Annotated in this window: 14 protein-coding genes and 1 riboswitch; of the genes, 2 read left to right on the top strand and 12 right to left on the bottom strand. The window is 67.7% G+C overall.

Annotation, left to right across the window (positions count from 1 at the left end; genetic code table 11):
- Position 1 precedes the first annotated feature (1 nt).
- The 3 genes from HS104_06255 to HS104_06265 form a co-directional block, all read right to left on the bottom strand.
- Positions 2–1,399, bottom strand: coding sequence for a hypothetical protein (locus tag HS104_06255; GenBank protein MBE7479574.1), 1,398 nt, complete (start codon positions 1,397–1,399; stop codon positions 2–4).
- Positions 1,366–2,043, bottom strand: a complete 678-nt coding sequence (locus HS104_06260; protein MBE7479575.1) for a VWA domain-containing protein — start codon at positions 2,041–2,043, stop codon at positions 1,366–1,368. The genes HS104_06255 and HS104_06260 overlap by 34 nt, the downstream gene beginning before the upstream one ends.
- Positions 2,044–2,708: 665 nt before the next feature.
- The gene (locus HS104_06265) at positions 2,709–3,776 is read right to left on the bottom strand and encodes an AAA family ATPase (GenBank protein ID MBE7479576.1); all 1,068 of its coding nucleotides are present in this window, start codon (positions 3,774–3,776) and stop codon (positions 2,709–2,711) included.
- Between the two features lie 254 nt (positions 3,777–4,030).
- Between HS104_06265 and HS104_06270 the strand changes: the two genes are divergently transcribed.
- Positions 4,031–5,017 carry a hypothetical protein gene (locus HS104_06270; protein MBE7479577.1) on the top strand — a complete coding sequence of 329 codons (987 nt, stop codon included), beginning with the start codon at positions 4,031–4,033 and terminating at the stop codon, positions 5,015–5,017.
- A 98-nt stretch (positions 5,018–5,115) separates the two neighbouring features.
- Positions 5,116–6,390 (top strand): hypothetical protein, encoded by a 1,275-nt coding sequence (locus HS104_06275; protein ID MBE7479578.1) that lies wholly within the window; start codon positions 5,116–5,118, stop codon positions 6,388–6,390.
- Between the two features lie 144 nt (positions 6,391–6,534).
- Here the strand turns inward: HS104_06275 and HS104_06280 are convergent, their stop codons facing one another.
- The 9 genes from HS104_06280 to HS104_06320 all read right to left on the bottom strand — a co-directional run bounded on the left by HS104_06280 (position 6,535) and on the right by HS104_06320 (position 13,869).
- A complete protein-coding gene (locus HS104_06280; protein ID MBE7479579.1) occupies positions 6,535–6,918 on the bottom strand; it encodes a hypothetical protein in 384 nt (127 codons plus the stop codon).
- Between the two features lie 410 nt (positions 6,919–7,328).
- Complete coding sequence (locus HS104_06285; protein MBE7479580.1) at positions 7,329–8,051, bottom strand: hypothetical protein; 723 nt, start codon at positions 8,049–8,051, stop codon at positions 7,329–7,331.
- 410 nt (positions 8,052–8,461) lie between these two features.
- Positions 8,462–9,958: a DUF2779 domain-containing protein gene (locus HS104_06290; GenBank protein MBE7479581.1), complete on the bottom strand. Its 1,497-nt coding sequence runs from the start codon at positions 9,956–9,958 to the stop codon at positions 8,462–8,464.
- A 59-nt stretch (positions 9,959–10,017) separates the two neighbouring features.
- Positions 10,018–10,449: a hypothetical protein gene (locus tag HS104_06295; GenBank protein ID MBE7479582.1), complete on the bottom strand. Its 432-nt coding sequence runs from the start codon at positions 10,447–10,449 to the stop codon at positions 10,018–10,020.
- A 5-nt stretch (positions 10,450–10,454) separates the two neighbouring features.
- Positions 10,455–10,564: riboswitch (SAM riboswitch) on the bottom strand.
- A 52-nt stretch (positions 10,565–10,616) separates the two neighbouring features.
- The gene (locus HS104_06300; GenBank protein ID MBE7479583.1) at positions 10,617–10,970 is read right to left on the bottom strand and encodes a DUF5615 family PIN-like protein; all 354 of its coding nucleotides are present in this window, start codon (positions 10,968–10,970) and stop codon (positions 10,617–10,619) included.
- Positions 10,970–11,206 carry a DUF433 domain-containing protein gene (locus tag HS104_06305; protein MBE7479584.1) on the bottom strand — a complete coding sequence of 79 codons (237 nt, stop codon included), beginning with the start codon at positions 11,204–11,206 and terminating at the stop codon, positions 10,970–10,972. The genes HS104_06300 and HS104_06305 overlap by 1 nt, the downstream gene beginning before the upstream one ends.
- Positions 11,207–11,326: 120 nt before the next feature.
- Complete coding sequence (locus HS104_06310; GenBank protein MBE7479585.1) at positions 11,327–12,259, bottom strand: hypothetical protein; 933 nt, start codon at positions 12,257–12,259, stop codon at positions 11,327–11,329.
- Positions 12,260–12,332: 73 nt separating this feature from the next.
- Positions 12,333–13,142 (bottom strand): hypothetical protein, encoded by an 810-nt coding sequence (locus tag HS104_06315; protein ID MBE7479586.1) that lies wholly within the window; start codon positions 13,140–13,142, stop codon positions 12,333–12,335.
- 61 nt (positions 13,143–13,203) lie between these two features.
- Positions 13,204–13,869, bottom strand: coding sequence for a ribonuclease H-like domain-containing protein (locus HS104_06320; protein MBE7479587.1), 666 nt, complete (start codon positions 13,867–13,869; stop codon positions 13,204–13,206).
- Positions 13,870–14,349 lie beyond the last annotated feature (480 nt).

Here is a 14,349-nt window from a genome sequence, read left to right on the forward strand (position 1 = left end):
CTCACAGGGTGAGGACGGCATGGAGTTGGAGGGACCACAGAACGTCCCAGTTGAGCGGCGGGGATTCCTGCTCAGCGCCGGTCGAGCTCCCCGAGCCGGTAGTGTCGGTCTTGTCGTCGGACTTCTTCGAGTAGAAGAACGACGCTCCGCCGATCGACCCGGTGGCCCCGGCCACCAGTGAGGGAGCGCCCGTCGTCAGGGCGCCGAAGTAGCCGACGACCGCGTTGGCTTGGTAGTAGCCGATGGTCCAGTCCTCCGGCAGCGCGTCGGAGAGCTCGAGATCCTGGAGCAGGTGAACCTGCCCGACGCCGAACTGCATCGCGACGTCGTAGTACAGGCGTTCCGGTGAAGGTGGCACGCCCGCGCCGAGCGCCAGTCCAGCTCCACGAAAACGGGCATCGAACACGAACTCATCCAGGTAGGCGTCGCCGACGCGCAGCATGTACGGCTTCGCATAAGCGATGTAGCCGACACCGAGGTAGAAGGGTGGGTACTTGCTGGTCGGGGTCTCCAGCATGCCGGTCTGTCGAGCGTCGTGGTTGTACTGAAGGCCGACGACGAAAGTCTCGAACGACGAGGTCGTGTGAATCGGCTGGGTAGTGAGCGGGAAGCTCGCCGGGTCATCGTTCTGGCTCGCCTTGTGAGGAATGATCCGAACCGGTTGGGTGGGTTGGGCGGTGCTCTCCAACGCGCGCGCCTCGTAGCGCAGCACGGGTTCCCAGTGCTCGCTGATCGGAATGCCCACCATCGCCAGCAACCACGCGGCCTTTGCCGCGACATTGCCTGTCGACTCGGCCGCGGCGGCGAACTCCCCGCGTGGTGCCGCCAGGCCGTTGGACTCGTAGTAGCCCCGATGGATGCGAAGCACGTCGCCCATGTTGGCGTGCAGGTCGAGTTGCCACGTGGTGTACGTCGTGGCCTTCGCGGTCATGGCCGGGTACTGCTGGACGCTCCAGCCGCGGATCCCCCCGCCTCCGATGAGGTCCAGCTCGAATTCGTGAGGGGCGAGCCGAGGGTGTTGCGCGGGCTGGCCGCGCACCGCCAGGGCGACGTCTTGGTCACCAGAATCCGACTCCGGCCAAGGCGGCTCGGGGCCCAGGTTCCGCGGCTCCTCGCTCGGCTGGGCTGCCGGACGGTACCGTGCGCTGGGCTGCGGGCTCCGATACGACGGCGTGCTTGCGCTGGACGCGGGCAGGGCCGTGCGAGTCTTGTCGCGGACCTTCTTGCCGATTGTTCCCTCCGCAGAGGCCGGGCGCGCCAGCGCCAGCGCCAGCATGCACGTGAGCGCAGCGACGCGGCGGCGAGTCGTGCTTGCAGCGTCGTCGCGGTCGGTGGGCATCTGCATCCAGTCGTCGACGATTGCTTTCACGGTATCACGACGCCTTCGGCGCAGGGCCAACCCGATGGGCTTCTCCGCGAGACGTCGTCGCAACGCCTCTCGTTGTCGAAGTCACTGCGAGCTGCGAACGATCCTGTCGCACCGGAGCAGGCGGAGGCGACCCGCACGAGCTCGAACCGGACTCCGCGCTCCCGTCGAACCCGCTCAACGGCGTCCGCGCTTGCCCTCGAAAACCTGCCCTTTCCATCGGTGACCATGACCACGTCCGCCTGTCGGCAGCTCGGCGTATCGAGCGACGTGAGAGCACTCAGGAGTGCAGCGTCAAAGTCTGTCGCACCGTGGAAGCTCTGACCCAGGAGCTCGACCAGATTCGCGAGCCCCAGCGGGTTAGGCTGGACGTCCCGGGTCTGCTGATCGGACGCCCCGCTGAACTGAATGACGCGCAACAGGCGACCCTCCGCTCGGAGCTCGCGCGCCAGCGCCAGCACGATGGCCTTCGCGTCGAGCTCGGGCTCGCCGGCCATCGACCCGCTGACGTCCAACAGAACAATGAGCGGGCCCCGAGTGTGCCGAACCGTGCGAGTGCGTCGTTCGACGACAGCTAGTTTTTCCGATGCAAGCCGTTCCAGGAACAGTGGGCGAGTGGTCGCCCGCGCGAGCAGGGCGAGCTCCGCTGGGATGACGCCCCGAAGCTCCGATCCCAACGCGAGGCGTGAGGGAGGGAGGGTGCCGAGCCGATGAGGTTCGGCCGCTGAGCGACTGTCGGGCCGACCCAGGCGTTGCGCCAGATCGCGAGCGACCTCAAGGTGCTCTGCACGGGCCACGATGGAGCCAGGATCCAGGCGTGCCCCGATTGGCCCGGGGAGCTGCGCCACCGCAGCGTGCCACTCGTCCCCCAGAAACCGCGCGAGCTCCGCGGTGCCACGCCAGCTCCCCATCGCGGCGCGCGCGACCCGCCGCAGACGCTCCGGTTCCAGCATCTCGGCGACGGCCGCTCCGAAGCGGTCGACCGAAGGCCAGCGCGATCGGCTCGAAGGAACTGGACCACTTGCGGTCGTCGGGAACCCGCATAGCTCGGCCAACATCACTTTGGCGCCGTCGGAATCCAGGTCGCAGTCCCAGGCGCGTCGACAGTTCCGCGCGAGCTCCGCCGGCGACAAGCCCTCCAGCTCCGAAAGCATACCGCCGGCCAGCGACCTCGCAATGTCTTCAGCGGCAGCAGGTGACACGCAGACCGCGGCAAGCTCTTCGAGCTCCCTTGCAAGCGTCACGCGCAGCAACCGTGCGAAGCCCGGCGCAACGTCTCGCTCGCGCCCCACGAGGTATCGGGTCAGCTCGGACGCAATCTCTTCCACGCCAAGCCCCGGTGTCACGGCGGCCTTCCCACGCGCTCGGCGCGCTCTCGCAGCTTGGCGAGCTCGCGTCGCGCGTCGACCATGTCGCTGAGAAGCTGCGCGGGGGCATCGTGCAGCCACGGTGAGGACTCGATATCCGCAGCGAGCGTGGCACGGCGCTCGTCGAGGTCGACTGCCAGCTCGCAGAGTGTCGCGCGAAAGGCGGAGACGGCTCGCCCGCGGATCGGCGCTAGCGCGTCGAGCTCTTCGGTCATGTTTGTTGCAGCTTCGACCTCTGCCCATGCACCGCGCGCCTTCGAGCGCTCGGGATCCGCGAAGTCAACCGCTGCTCGCACGGCGGTGCGAGCGCACTGTGGGCTCACCGCGCTGCCCAAACATGAGTCCAGAAGCAGGAGATCAACAAGGGACACCTCGCGCCGCCCGCTGGTGAGAGCGGCGGTCTGAAGCAGCTCGAACGCCCAGCGCCATCTCCGGTCGCTCACGAAAGCGCCCGCGCTCGCCAGATGTCGACGAAGAGCGAGGAGTGCCAAGCGGGTGGACCGAGGGAAGGCGACCTGTCGACTCTCCGCCCGAAGGGCCCGGATCTCGCTCACCGACAAGCGGTCGCAATCCTCGGGCTGAAACGGCTCGCGTTGCCCGCAGCAGACCTCGAGGAATCGCGCTTCATCACGAATCGGCTCGACCACCATCGTCACGAGCAGGCGGTCGAGGAACGCACTGCGCGCGCCGTCGGAGGGGAGGGCGTTGGATGCAGCGATGAGGCCGAGCAACGGGATCGGCTGCGCGAGCCTGCCGTTGTGGAAGACGCGCTCGTTGAGCACCGGCAGCAGCCCGGCGAACAATGGCCCGCTGGCCTCGAAGAGCTCGTCCAGGAAGGCGACGTGAGCCGAGGGAAGGTAGCCTTCGGTGAGGCGCCGGTACTCTTCGCGCTCCAGCGCGGGAATGCTCAGGGGGCCGTAGAGCTCGTCGGGGTGGGTGTGCTCGGTGAGCAGGTGCTCGAAGTAGTGGCCGCAGCGGACGCACGCAGCGATCGAGCGCGCCAGCAGGCTCTTTCCGGTTCCGGGTGGCCCGAGCAGGAGCACGTGATGGCCTGCAAGGACGGAAAGCAGGCAGAGCCGGGCTTCGCGCTTGCGCTCCGCGAGGGCTGCGTCGAGGCCGGCGAGGAGGAGCGGGAGCTTCTGGCAGGCGGTCGGGTCGGGGGCGTTGCGGAGTAGTGCGAGGGTCACGGGAGAGCAGACGGGGGCGGCCGGAGGGGCCTGACACGGTTGGCGCAGTCTCTGCGGTTGTCAGGGCGGCTGCCCGATGGTCGTCTGGTCCCACCATGGGAAGGGCTGAGGTGCAGACCGGGTACTGGCTCGGGATTGACGTAGGCTCGGCTCGCGACAAGGTCCTCAACTTTGCGCTGATCAGTGCGGACGCGGGCGGGACGGCCTCGGTGGTCTTTGAGCGGGGCGCCGTTCGCGGCCCAGAGCGAGCGTCCTGGCCGCGTGCTGCGAGTGACTACCTCGAACTCGGAGCAACGGGCTGGCTCTCGGAGCCGGTCAGGCGCGGGGTCGACAGCGCCCTGGACCGTTCGGCGTTGGTCCAACGCTGGCTCGAACGGCGGTCGCGTGGGACCGAGCCTTGTGGCCTCGCGATCGATGCGCCGTGCGGCTTCGCGGCGGCGGGCTGGCAGCGAGCGACGGAGGCCGCGGCAGCTACGTCGCACGCGACCGCCACCCGCGAGGACTTCCTCGCCAAACTCGTGCTTTATCGAGAGCAGAAGAACGATTCCCCGCTTTTCCAACGCTACATCTGGAAGCTGGTAGGTCTGCGGGTGATGCACGAGCTCGCGGCGCGGGCCGGCTTGGCCGAGCCCGATGGAGCAGCATGGCCTGCCGTGTCAGTGCTGTGCGTTTCACCCGATGTGCGGACGGGCGCTTTCATGCGCGAAGCCTTTCCGAGTGACACCTATGCGCGAGCGAACGGCAAGCTCGCCGTGCTTCGCGACGATTCGCGGGCGATGCTGGACCTGGTCGTGTCAGCAGACTGGCAGTACACGGGCAACGACGTGTGCGGAGCGTCCAGCGTCCCTACGGGGCGCAGCCAGCAGCGCCTGGGTTGGCAGCGTGAAGCGGTCCTCGCTGACCTCGCCGCCGGTAGGGCGGCGGTCCCGTCGATGAGGAAGATCGAGAAGGACCCGTCGTGGGCGGATCTCTGGGATTCGCTCGCCTGCGCGTTCGTTGCGTTCTGCGAAAGTCAGGGGTGTGCGCAGTTCGTTTTGAATGGTGCGGACGTGCCCGCGGGCGAGGGGGCGATAACGGCGCCGGTGAGTGTTGCGTGAACGCGATGCTACTGGGTGGGCAAAGGGTGGAGTAGCATCAGCGCGGTCGCCTGGCTCAGCGTGGAGGGTAGGCGCACCGTCGCTGCATTGAGGTCTGTATGTCGAAGAAGGCTGAAGTGCTGCAGCTGCTCCGGGCTCTCGTGGAGCCAGGGACGACGGTTTCTGAGCTTGCGGCGGCAAAATCCGCACTCTCGAAACGAGGAGAGGAGAGGCTCAACGAGCTCGACGGTATCGCCGACTCCATCCCTCTGCTTGCCCAGGAACGGCTAGTCGTGCTTCTTGAGGCAGTCGCCTGGCACGGAACGAGGATCGCCCCGGGACTTGTGGCCGGCCGCGTGCCGAGATTCGTCGCCGAGGTGCGGAAGCGCTTCGCGGCCCTCGCGTTGAAGGCGTTCCGGCAGGACAGCCGGGAGTCGATGGCGGCGTGCGCTGCCGTGCTTGCGAGGATCGGCTCCCTTGGCATGGGCCCGCAGATGGCGTCGCGCAGCATTATTCACTTCTGCATTGCCTACGCCTCCGAGCTTCTCAGGTGCGAGGACGAAGGGCGAAGTCCGCACCATCGAAGGAGCGACTGCTACTTGGCACTCGCCGACTACTGCCAAGGCGCGCAAGAGGTGACGGATGAGGTCGCGGACGCCATCCGGCGATTGCGCGAATGCGACCGGATTGATCAGCCGATACTGGACGTACTCGTTGCCTGGCTCCACCCCACCAAGGAGGGAATGCGGGACCTCGCTTGCTGGGCGAACGGCTACCTTCAGGTCGCTTCTCCCGAGTATGTCTCCTGGATCGAAAAGATCGACGAGCAGGGAGCACGAGCCGTAGGGAGCGCCGAACTTCTCGAGCAGGTGTGGGGCATACACTACGCCGAGGGTGTCCGACTCGCCGCGCAGCTCAAGCCTGCCGAGGCGCTACGAGCGATCGAGGAGGCAATCGCCGACGCGGGAGCCGCCCGCGAACCGGTGGTGGTCGCGTTGCTCGAGGACTGGCTCCCGCGGGCTCGCGAGGCATCGCGCACTCCTTCCGAGTGGGCGCGCCGTCGCACGCTGAGATGCGAACTGAGGGATCTCGTGTCTTGCGTGCACGACGAGCCGTCCTGGAACCGCGCGGCCCGCCGGCTGGCCGAGAGCGCCACGAGCGCGCAGCCCGAGTTCGTGCTTGGACTCGTGAGCAAGCTGCTTCCCGCCCCGGACGGACGCGATCCCGGGGCTCTCGATTCGCTGACGCAGGCGACCCGTGCCTGCATGAGCGCCTTCATCGAGGGGTACGTGAGGGAGAGCGGGGCATCGGTGGCGGACGTGGATGCGCTGGTCGCTCATTACCCCGCCCTGCGAGAAGTGGTGGACGAGATCCGGGCGAAGCCGGTGCACTGACCGGTCTACGGCGCATGGCAGCACTTCGCGGAGGTCCTCAGCCCCCTGGCACCGTGTACCTTGAGCAGCTCCTCGCAACGCCGCCCTTTGCCGGTCGCGCTCGTCGGGCTGAATTGGCTCGCGCTGATCTCGAGGAATCAAGCCTCATCGCGGATGGGCTCGACCACGAGCGTCACGAGAAAGCGGTCGAGCAATGCGCTGTACGCGCCGTCGGAGCAGAGGGCGTAGACGCCGCAATGAGGCCAAGCAACGGGATGGGTTGTAACGCGCTTGCCGTGGTGGAAGATGCACGCGGTCAACACCGGCAGGAAGTCCCGCGAACAACAGCCGGCTAGCCTCGAAGAGTTCGTCCAGAAAGGCGACGTGAGCGGAGGGAAGGTAGCCTTCGGTGATGCGCCGGTACTCTTCGCGCTCCAGCGCGGGAATGCTCAGCGGGCCGTAGAGCTCGTCGGGGTGGGTGTGCTCGGTGAGCAGGTGCTCGAAGTAGTGGCCGCCGCGGACGCACCTGGCGATCGAGCGCGCCAGCAAGCTCTTTCCGGTTCCGGGTGGCCCGAGTAGGAGCACGCCAGACCTCGACTCGCCGTCAGCAAGACCAAAGCTCCGGTTCGGCTCCGCGCGATCCGCGACCTGCTCGCGGCCCAATGGGTCGCCACGACCGGAGTCCAGATCCGAGACACCGACGCGGCCGCTCAGGGCGAAGACGACTTCGATGCGCTCATGACCGCCGCAGCGCTATTTCGCTGCATTGCTGAAGGCTTGCCGCTGTTCGGCGAACCGCTGCATCGGCCCGAGGCAGAAGGGGGGATTCTTGGGACGGGGTCAGTGGATCTGGCGATGCCGGAGAGGGCGTTTCGCTAGCGCGGCTACCCACGCGCAAGCGTGTCCCGCCCAGCGGCGAAGTCGTCTGGGCATTTTGGCGCGCGTGCAGTACTTCTGTTTCAGACAGCGCCATCGTTCTCCACACCTGGCAACCGCGCTCCAGCGCTCTCCTTCCACCGCACGAGGTAAGCGCTGAACCGCTGCGAGAATGGATCGTCGAACCGGGCGACGTAGCCGGCGAATCGATCGAAGTTGATGCAGCGATCGCTCCCGGTCGCCGTGGGCTGGACGTAGATGACCTCGATCGGCGTGTCGATTGGTGCGACGACGATCTGGGCGAGCTTCGCTGAGAGCCCCGAGCGCGGCGCGGGGTACAGGTACCTCTCCAGGTCCGGCGGCAGCTCGAGGTACCCGAGTCGCGCGAGCGCGGCGCTGAGGTGGTGGTACTTCTGGCGCGCCGCCGTCGCCTTGATGATCGAGTGGATGCCCTCGACGATGGGTCGAAAGCCCAATCGCTTGGCGGCTTCGAGGTACTCGTCCTGCGAATCGCGGCGAGAGGCGTCGTCGGTCTTCAACTCGACGAAGAAGACCTGGCTGCGGTCCTTCGCAAAGAGGGCGTAGTCGACCTTGACGGACTGTTCGGTAGGTCGGTCGGGCCAGACCAGGTCGCGCTTGATCGGCAACTCTGGAACGAGCTCGTCCTCGAGCGGGACGCCGGTGAGCTCCTCCACCACGCCGCGCAAGTAGACCGAGAAGAAGACATCGACGCGGCGCTCCAGCTGGTACGCGGGAAGATGGCGCCAGGCGTCTAGGTGACCGAAGATGACGTCCAGTGGTTCCATGTCGGGCCGAGTTCACCGCGTGCGGTCGGTGGCGTCTACGGGCAGCGTCCTGTGGCACTGGACGCGAGGTTCTGTGTGGTTCATCGCTCCGCGCCGCGCCCTGACGGTGGGACCTCGCCCGGGCTCTCGTACCAATCGGCGTGCGGCGACCATTCGCCACATCGGATGCACTGCGTCTCGGTCCAGGCCATGCTGCAAGCGGGACACACGCCGTTCGTCGTGAAGGTGTTCCAACTGCAGCCGCAGAGACAAGACCAGAGGTCGTAGGAGCGAGGGGCCCACTTACACTTCGGGCACCGGATGTGCCCGCCACGCGTGAGGTCGAGCGCATCGGGCGCTGGGAGCTGCGCCCCGCCTCCGCCGTCTCGCAACCCGCGGCCATGCTTGTCCAGCTGCATCGCGCCTCCTCCTCACCGTGCTTTGGCCGTGCGTCGACTGGTGGTCATGCGTTGGCCGAGCTCCCTCAGCCTCTCCACGATCTTCACCAACCCCCACGTGTCCAGCTCGCAGTACGCGACTAGCGCCGACCTCAGCTTCGACCGCTCAGCCAGGGACATCTCCGCGCCACCGAACATCAGGCGCTCGAGCTCCGCCGTCGCGACGCCGCCGTCCTGGATCGCGAGCTGGGCGTGGCTCAGGCCCGGCACGAGAGCCGGAAGCACGCGCTTCAAGCCGAAGCTGCCGCCGAAGTCGGGGTGGTAGACATGGTTGCGGACGATGGGGAGGAGATCTCGGACACGCCCTGCGATGTCTGACAGAGGCGACGCGAGGTGGGGAACGGCATCGGCGAGCTCTCGAATGCGCTCGATCTCGAAGCCGGCGTTGTAGGCCACGATCGTCCTGGCGCCTCGGACGGCGCGGATGAGCGCTTGTGCGAGGGGCTCGCGCGGGTCGTCGGGCCCATCCGCGAGCCACTCGTAATGGTCGAGGCGGCCGCGGGCGTTCTCGCTGTGACACGAGAGCTGCACCGGGACCGATTGGTATGGGCTGCACCCCGGCCAGATCGGGATGGGCAGGCCAACGGTCTCGAAGTCGAGATAGGCGAGCGGCCCCTCGAGCTCTGCCAGGGCGGCGCCGAGGCCGGGCTCGACCACCATCTCTCCGCTCTGCACGGCACGGCGTTGCCGGTCGGCGATGTTGCCCAGCTCGACGTCGTCGGGCAGGTCGTGGATGGACTCGTGGCCGTCCTCGACGAGCTGCTCGACCCGCTTGCGGCCGATCTTGTAGAGCGTGCTCACGTGGTCCTTCGGCGCCTCGGGCCAGCACCGGGACACGAACGGGCAGTCGTACGGGTCGTTGCAGTGATCGCCGATGTCGACGTCAGGCAGCGGGCCCTCGAGCATTCGGAGCTGGCGGCGCACCTCGCGGGGAATTGCAGGCAGCTCCACCTCGACCTGCTTGGTCACGTCGGCGCGCGTGAACAGATTCTCCAGGTGCGGGTGGCGGCACTGGGTGGTCAGGTGCATGACCTCGGTGCGCACGACGTCGAGCCCTGACCTTCGAACCACGTGGGTCTGGATGGCCGCGTCGGGGATGTGGGCGGCCTTCACGCTCGCGGTGCTCTTGACCTCAGTGACGGTCCAGCCGCGCTTCGACCGATGGAGGATGTCCACGGCGACGAAGACGTCGTCCGCCTTGAACGACGCTTCGTAGATGACCCTGGCTCCGCTCTCGAGGGCCTTGCGGGTGTCGGCGATCCGTTGCTTCACCTCGTAGTAAGGCAAGTCGATGAGCACGCCGCTCGGGAAGTAGCCGCGCGCTACCTCGCCCACCTCCGAGCCGTGGTCGAAGACGACCTGAAGCAAGGCATCGACCTGAAGCTCGGGCGCGTCGCGCTCGTGCACGGTCCACCACAGGCGACGGTGGCACTGGAGTCCGGTGGTGAATCTCGACTTCGAAAGCTGCACGGCGGTTAACCTCCAACCAACCTAGCGCTGCCGAGCGACGCAAGCTGTCGCACCGCCCGCTACCTGTTCTCGCGCACGTGCTTCCACACCTCGCCGCTGTCGATGGCTGCGGCCAGCGCGTGGATGAAGTCTGCAGGAGCCTTGTCGAGGAGGTCGGACTTGCGGCGGACGTGGACGTTGAACACGGCGAAAGGCTGGACGACGTGCTGGATGTACAACGATCCATCTGGCATCACCCACGCGCGCGTGATGCAGCGCCCGCGGTGATCCAGGAAGATCCGAATCCCGCCCGGCGGTAGGGCGAGCTTCTTGGCCAGGGCGCGTGCGAATCCAATGGCGCGTCGCGCGGGCTCGGCAGCGCCGGCCCTCTCGAGGGCTTTGGCTCGCGCCTTCGTCCTCTCGAGCGCGTCGGATTGGGCCTTCCGAACCCGAGCCTCGCGCTTCTCGCGGGCTACGAGCTTGGGAACGTCAGTTGGGATGTGAATGGGCATCGGTCACCTCATCGCGAGCGGCAGAGCCGCGTCCGGCGTTGCCACCTTGCCTGGTGAGGTAGGTTGGCCGGGCTTCGATGGGCCGGGTCCCTCTGCCCGTCTGGATGGATGAGGCAAGCGTAGCACCGGGCAGCGACGCAGGCGGTCGCAGGTGAAGGGCTCCGCAGTCACTCACGAATGCGGATACGAGACTCCTCGACGATCCAGAGTCTGCCCTTGAGCTCAGAGGGGTCGAGCCGGCCGCGCAACGCGTCGAGCACAGCAAGGACCTGAAGTTTTCCCTGCCTTGCGAGGCGGAGCACGATGATTCCCGGGTATTCGGAAGGCGGGTAGTTCTGCACGTTCGCAAAGTCGACGTCGAGCGTCACGAGCACGCGCCCCTCGCTTCGGCATACCGTGGACACATCCGGGTCCGGGTGTCCCCCAAGTCCTTGTTGCATGACGCTGCTCACGTCATGCCCGTCCTGCCGGAGCAGCGCGACAGCCTCGGTCGGCAGGTTCTCATCGAGCTTGAATGCGATCACGAGCCCGTTGCACCGAACGGCAAGACGCGCTCCCGCGCCAAGTCGGCCGCGTATGACATGGCTGCGCGGACATCGTCGACGGTTAGCGACGGGTAGCTTTGAACGATTTCGTCGGCGGATAGCCCGTCTGCCAGATTGTCGAGGACGACGCTGACCATTACTCGCGTGCCGCGGATAGTCGCCTGCCCGTGACAGATCGAGGGATCGGCTACGATGCGATCACGCCAAGTCATGTCGATCGTGAGCGTACCACGTCGCTCCCGTGCAGGCGATCCGGAGCGAGTCCTGACCTTCAGGGCAACGCTGCCGGCCGGGTCTGTCGCGGTGTGCCGGTCCGCCGCCCATCGGTGCCGTCACCCCGCCGCCGCGCAGTGATACACCGCACCCTTCCAGACAGCCGCCGCGTAGCTGACGCTGCCGGAGGTTCCGGAGAGCGTCTCGCTGTTCGTCGGAGAGCGCATGCGGGTGGGCTCGGCTGAGCCGAGCTCCTTCAGCGCCGCCCGGACTGCCTCTGCGGCTGACGCCTTATTCTGGGTGCTTTGCGCGGCCTCCAGCGGCAGATCGGCCAGCGCGCCGCGCAGGCACTTCTGGAACGCACGGGCGAACAGCCGACTGGAGCCGAAGAGATCCATCAGTACCACGCGGCCGTCGCGGACCACCGCAAGCCCGACCTGCCCCGGCACCGGCCTCAGGGTGCTCATCGCGCGTTCGGTCTCTTCCGCGCGCTGGCGACGGGCGTCCTCGTAGGCGCTGGTGGCGGAGTGCGTGCCGGTGGCCTCCATGTACTCGTGCACGTCGGACCAGACGCTGCGCTGGTTGGAGTCGTAGGTGCCGGTGGTGCGGATGGAGTCGTTCACGCGCTTCAGCTTCCGCGCGCGGATCTCGGGCGCCAGCGTGGTCGACCCCGCCACGAAGCTCCGCGTGGTGTGGCGCCAGCGCCCCTGCTCGACGCAGCTCACCGGCAGCACCACCTCCGCCCCGGGTTCCACCAGGAAGCTCGAGTTGAACGAGCGGTTCTGCTTCGCGCCGAGGATCTGCTCACCTTGGAGCACCAGCAACGGGACCCCTCCGCGGTGGAGCACGCGCACCTGGCCCACGACGCCGCCATCGCCGACCTCGTTGACCTGCGTCTGACCGGAAGCGATGCCTTCCTCCAGCAGCAAGGCGTCCGCTTGGTCGTCGGAGTCGCTCAGCAGCAGGGGCACGAGCTCGACGCCGAGCAGAACGGCGGCCTCGCCGACCGAGAGTTTCGCGAAGAGAGCCTGGGTTTCGAGGGGTGCGTTCATTTGCGACTCTTTCTGCCGGTTCGGAGGTTGGCGGTGGAAGTACGACACGGACCTGCCCGGCGGCCTTGGTGGGTCAGGCCATGGCGACGTGCGCGCGGGTCGTCGGGGCGTCGCCCACGACCCAGTCGATGAAGGCCGCGGCCGAGCTCGTGAAGTGGCTGACTGCGGCGGTCGCCACGTGGACCTCCGCCGCGTCGATGCCCGAGAGTCGCGTGTGCCAGGCCGCTTCGGCGAGCTCAGTCACGTGACGCGCTCGGCAGGCGGCCATGACCTCGCCGTGGGCGAGGACGCCGGCGATGGTCGGCGCTTCGAGGTGCAGCAGCGCCATCTCTGCTGCGGCCGCCGCATGGGCGAGCTGGTTGACGAGGGCGTTGGCGTGAAGCAGACACGGGGCGCGGGTCAGGCTCAGGAGCGCGCGGGCGGCCTCGACGCGCTGCAGGACGAGCCGCCGGAGCGCGAGCCTGCGACTGGCCCGCAGATAGGCCGGGACGGATGGGGAGCGCGCCTCGCGGGCCTTGATCTGCTGGCAGCAGGCGCAACACTGGTCGACCGTCGCCTCGTGGGCGTCCACTTCCTTCATCAGCGCGAAGCGCGCGCGCTCGAGCCCCTGGAGCTCCGTGCCGTCTTCGAGCCACGCGCGCACGTATCGGAGCGCGTCCTGTACCGCTGGCCCGTCGGCGAGTCGCGGCGCGCCTGCGGGGTGGAGCCCCTCGAGCAGGGCGAGCGCAGCGGAAACCACCCTGCGATGTGCGTCGCTGCCGGCCTCGACCGCGAATTTCCCCGGCACGTGCTCGCTTGCCGCGCCGAAGCGAGCCAGCGCCCGTGCCCGCAGCTCCTCGGCCAAGCGTTCGCTGATCCCTTCATGCGTCAGGACTTCGACCATCGCTGCTCCTTCCTCGCCAGTCTCCAACCTAGGCCCGCCGAGCGACGAGAGTCGTCGCAGCTCAGTTCCCCAACACGAGCTGGACCTGAGACCTTCCGCGACGCACCCGCCCACCGGGCGCCTGCCCGCGCGGTCGCGAGCGCTCGCTCAGCAGGTGAGCGAGTTCGGGCAGCAACCTGACGTCGTCCGCGTTGTGCTCCAGCACGATCTGGCGGGATTCCACGCAGTGCTTGCTGAGCCAGCGCTGGTAGGCGGTGACCATGTCGGCGCCGGTGGTGTCGTCCTCGCGGCCCAGCGCGAAGTGCTCGAGTACCGTCTGCAGCCGGCAGTTCTCGGGCGCGCGGTGGGTGCGCCGCCAACGCCTGGCGTCGGGGAGCAGATCCCAGTGCTGGAGCTCGGGCCAGTACGAGCCGTGGCGCTCAGCGCGGGCCTGCAGGAACGGAACGTCGAAGCCCAGCCCGTGATAGGTCACGACCGTCGAAAACTGCGCAACCCGCCGCGCGGCCTCGCGCAGGACGCGGCCCTCGTCTCGCGGGTGGTCCACGAAGTGCTGCTCGACGACGCGCCCGCCGGGCACCGCGTACGTCAGCCCGACCAGCGTCACACCGCCCGCGCGCGGCGAGAGCGACGTGGTCTCGATGTCCAGGAAGACCATCTTCCGCTCGTCGGAGCCGAGGAAGTGAAGACTCGGAACCTCGGTGTAGATGCTGCGCGCCCAGAGCGACATGTCTCCACCCTACGCACGTCGCGGAGAGCAGCAAGCAAGCGCGAGACAGAGAATGTCACACGTCGCCGGCGCGCACCGCGCACTGACGGAACACGCGATCAGCCGACAGTTCGCCGCGTGAACGGTTCCGGAATCGGTGGGACAGGGAAGGCCCCTGCGTGGGCCTAACCCAGACACTTTTCTGCGGGTCTGACCCGCATGTCGCCACTCTCCGTGTCCCGCTTCTCCGTTGCATGCGCCTGCATCGTCGCGGTGTGTCTCGCCGCGCTGAGCCCCCTGCGACAATCCGTGACGCACGCGCGGCTCGCAAGGCTCCCGATACCCTCGGTCCCAGCGAGATTCCGCGAAGCGCCGCTGGCAGACGACGAGTTCCCGCCGCCGCCGTGCCCGACGGGTCCGACCACGGATGCGTTCCTCAGGAGCTGGTGCCCGACCTCGCCCGGGGTCTCGCGTCCCCCTCCGATGGAGCGAGGCACCTGG

It is taken from the genome of Polyangiaceae bacterium (genome assembly GCA_015075635.1).
Classification (GTDB): domain Bacteria; phylum Myxococcota_A; class Polyangia; order Polyangiales; family Polyangiaceae; genus JADJKB01.

Excerpts from the sequence above, each read along its gene's own strand:
- HS104_06275 (MBE7479578.1), top strand. The coding sequence starts at position 5,116 with ATGTCGAAGAAGGCTGAAGTGCTGCAGCTGCTCCGGGCTCTCGTGGAG.
- HS104_06285 (MBE7479580.1), bottom strand. The coding sequence starts at position 8,051 with ATGGAACCACTGGACGTCATCTTCGGTCACCTAGACGCCTGGCGCCAT.
- HS104_06295 (MBE7479582.1), bottom strand. The coding sequence starts at position 10,449 with ATGCCCATTCACATCCCAACTGACGTTCCCAAGCTCGTAGCCCGCGAG.
- HS104_06305 (MBE7479584.1), bottom strand. The coding sequence starts at position 11,206 with ATGACTTGGCGTGATCGCATCGTAGCCGATCCCTCGATCTGTCACGGG.
- HS104_06310 (MBE7479585.1), bottom strand. The coding sequence starts at position 12,259 with ATGAACGCACCCCTCGAAACCCAGGCTCTCTTCGCGAAACTCTCGGTC.
- HS104_06315 (MBE7479586.1), bottom strand. The coding sequence starts at position 13,142 with ATGGTCGAAGTCCTGACGCATGAAGGGATCAGCGAACGCTTGGCCGAG.
- HS104_06320 (MBE7479587.1), bottom strand. The coding sequence starts at position 13,869 with ATGTCGCTCTGGGCGCGCAGCATCTACACCGAGGTTCCGAGTCTTCAC.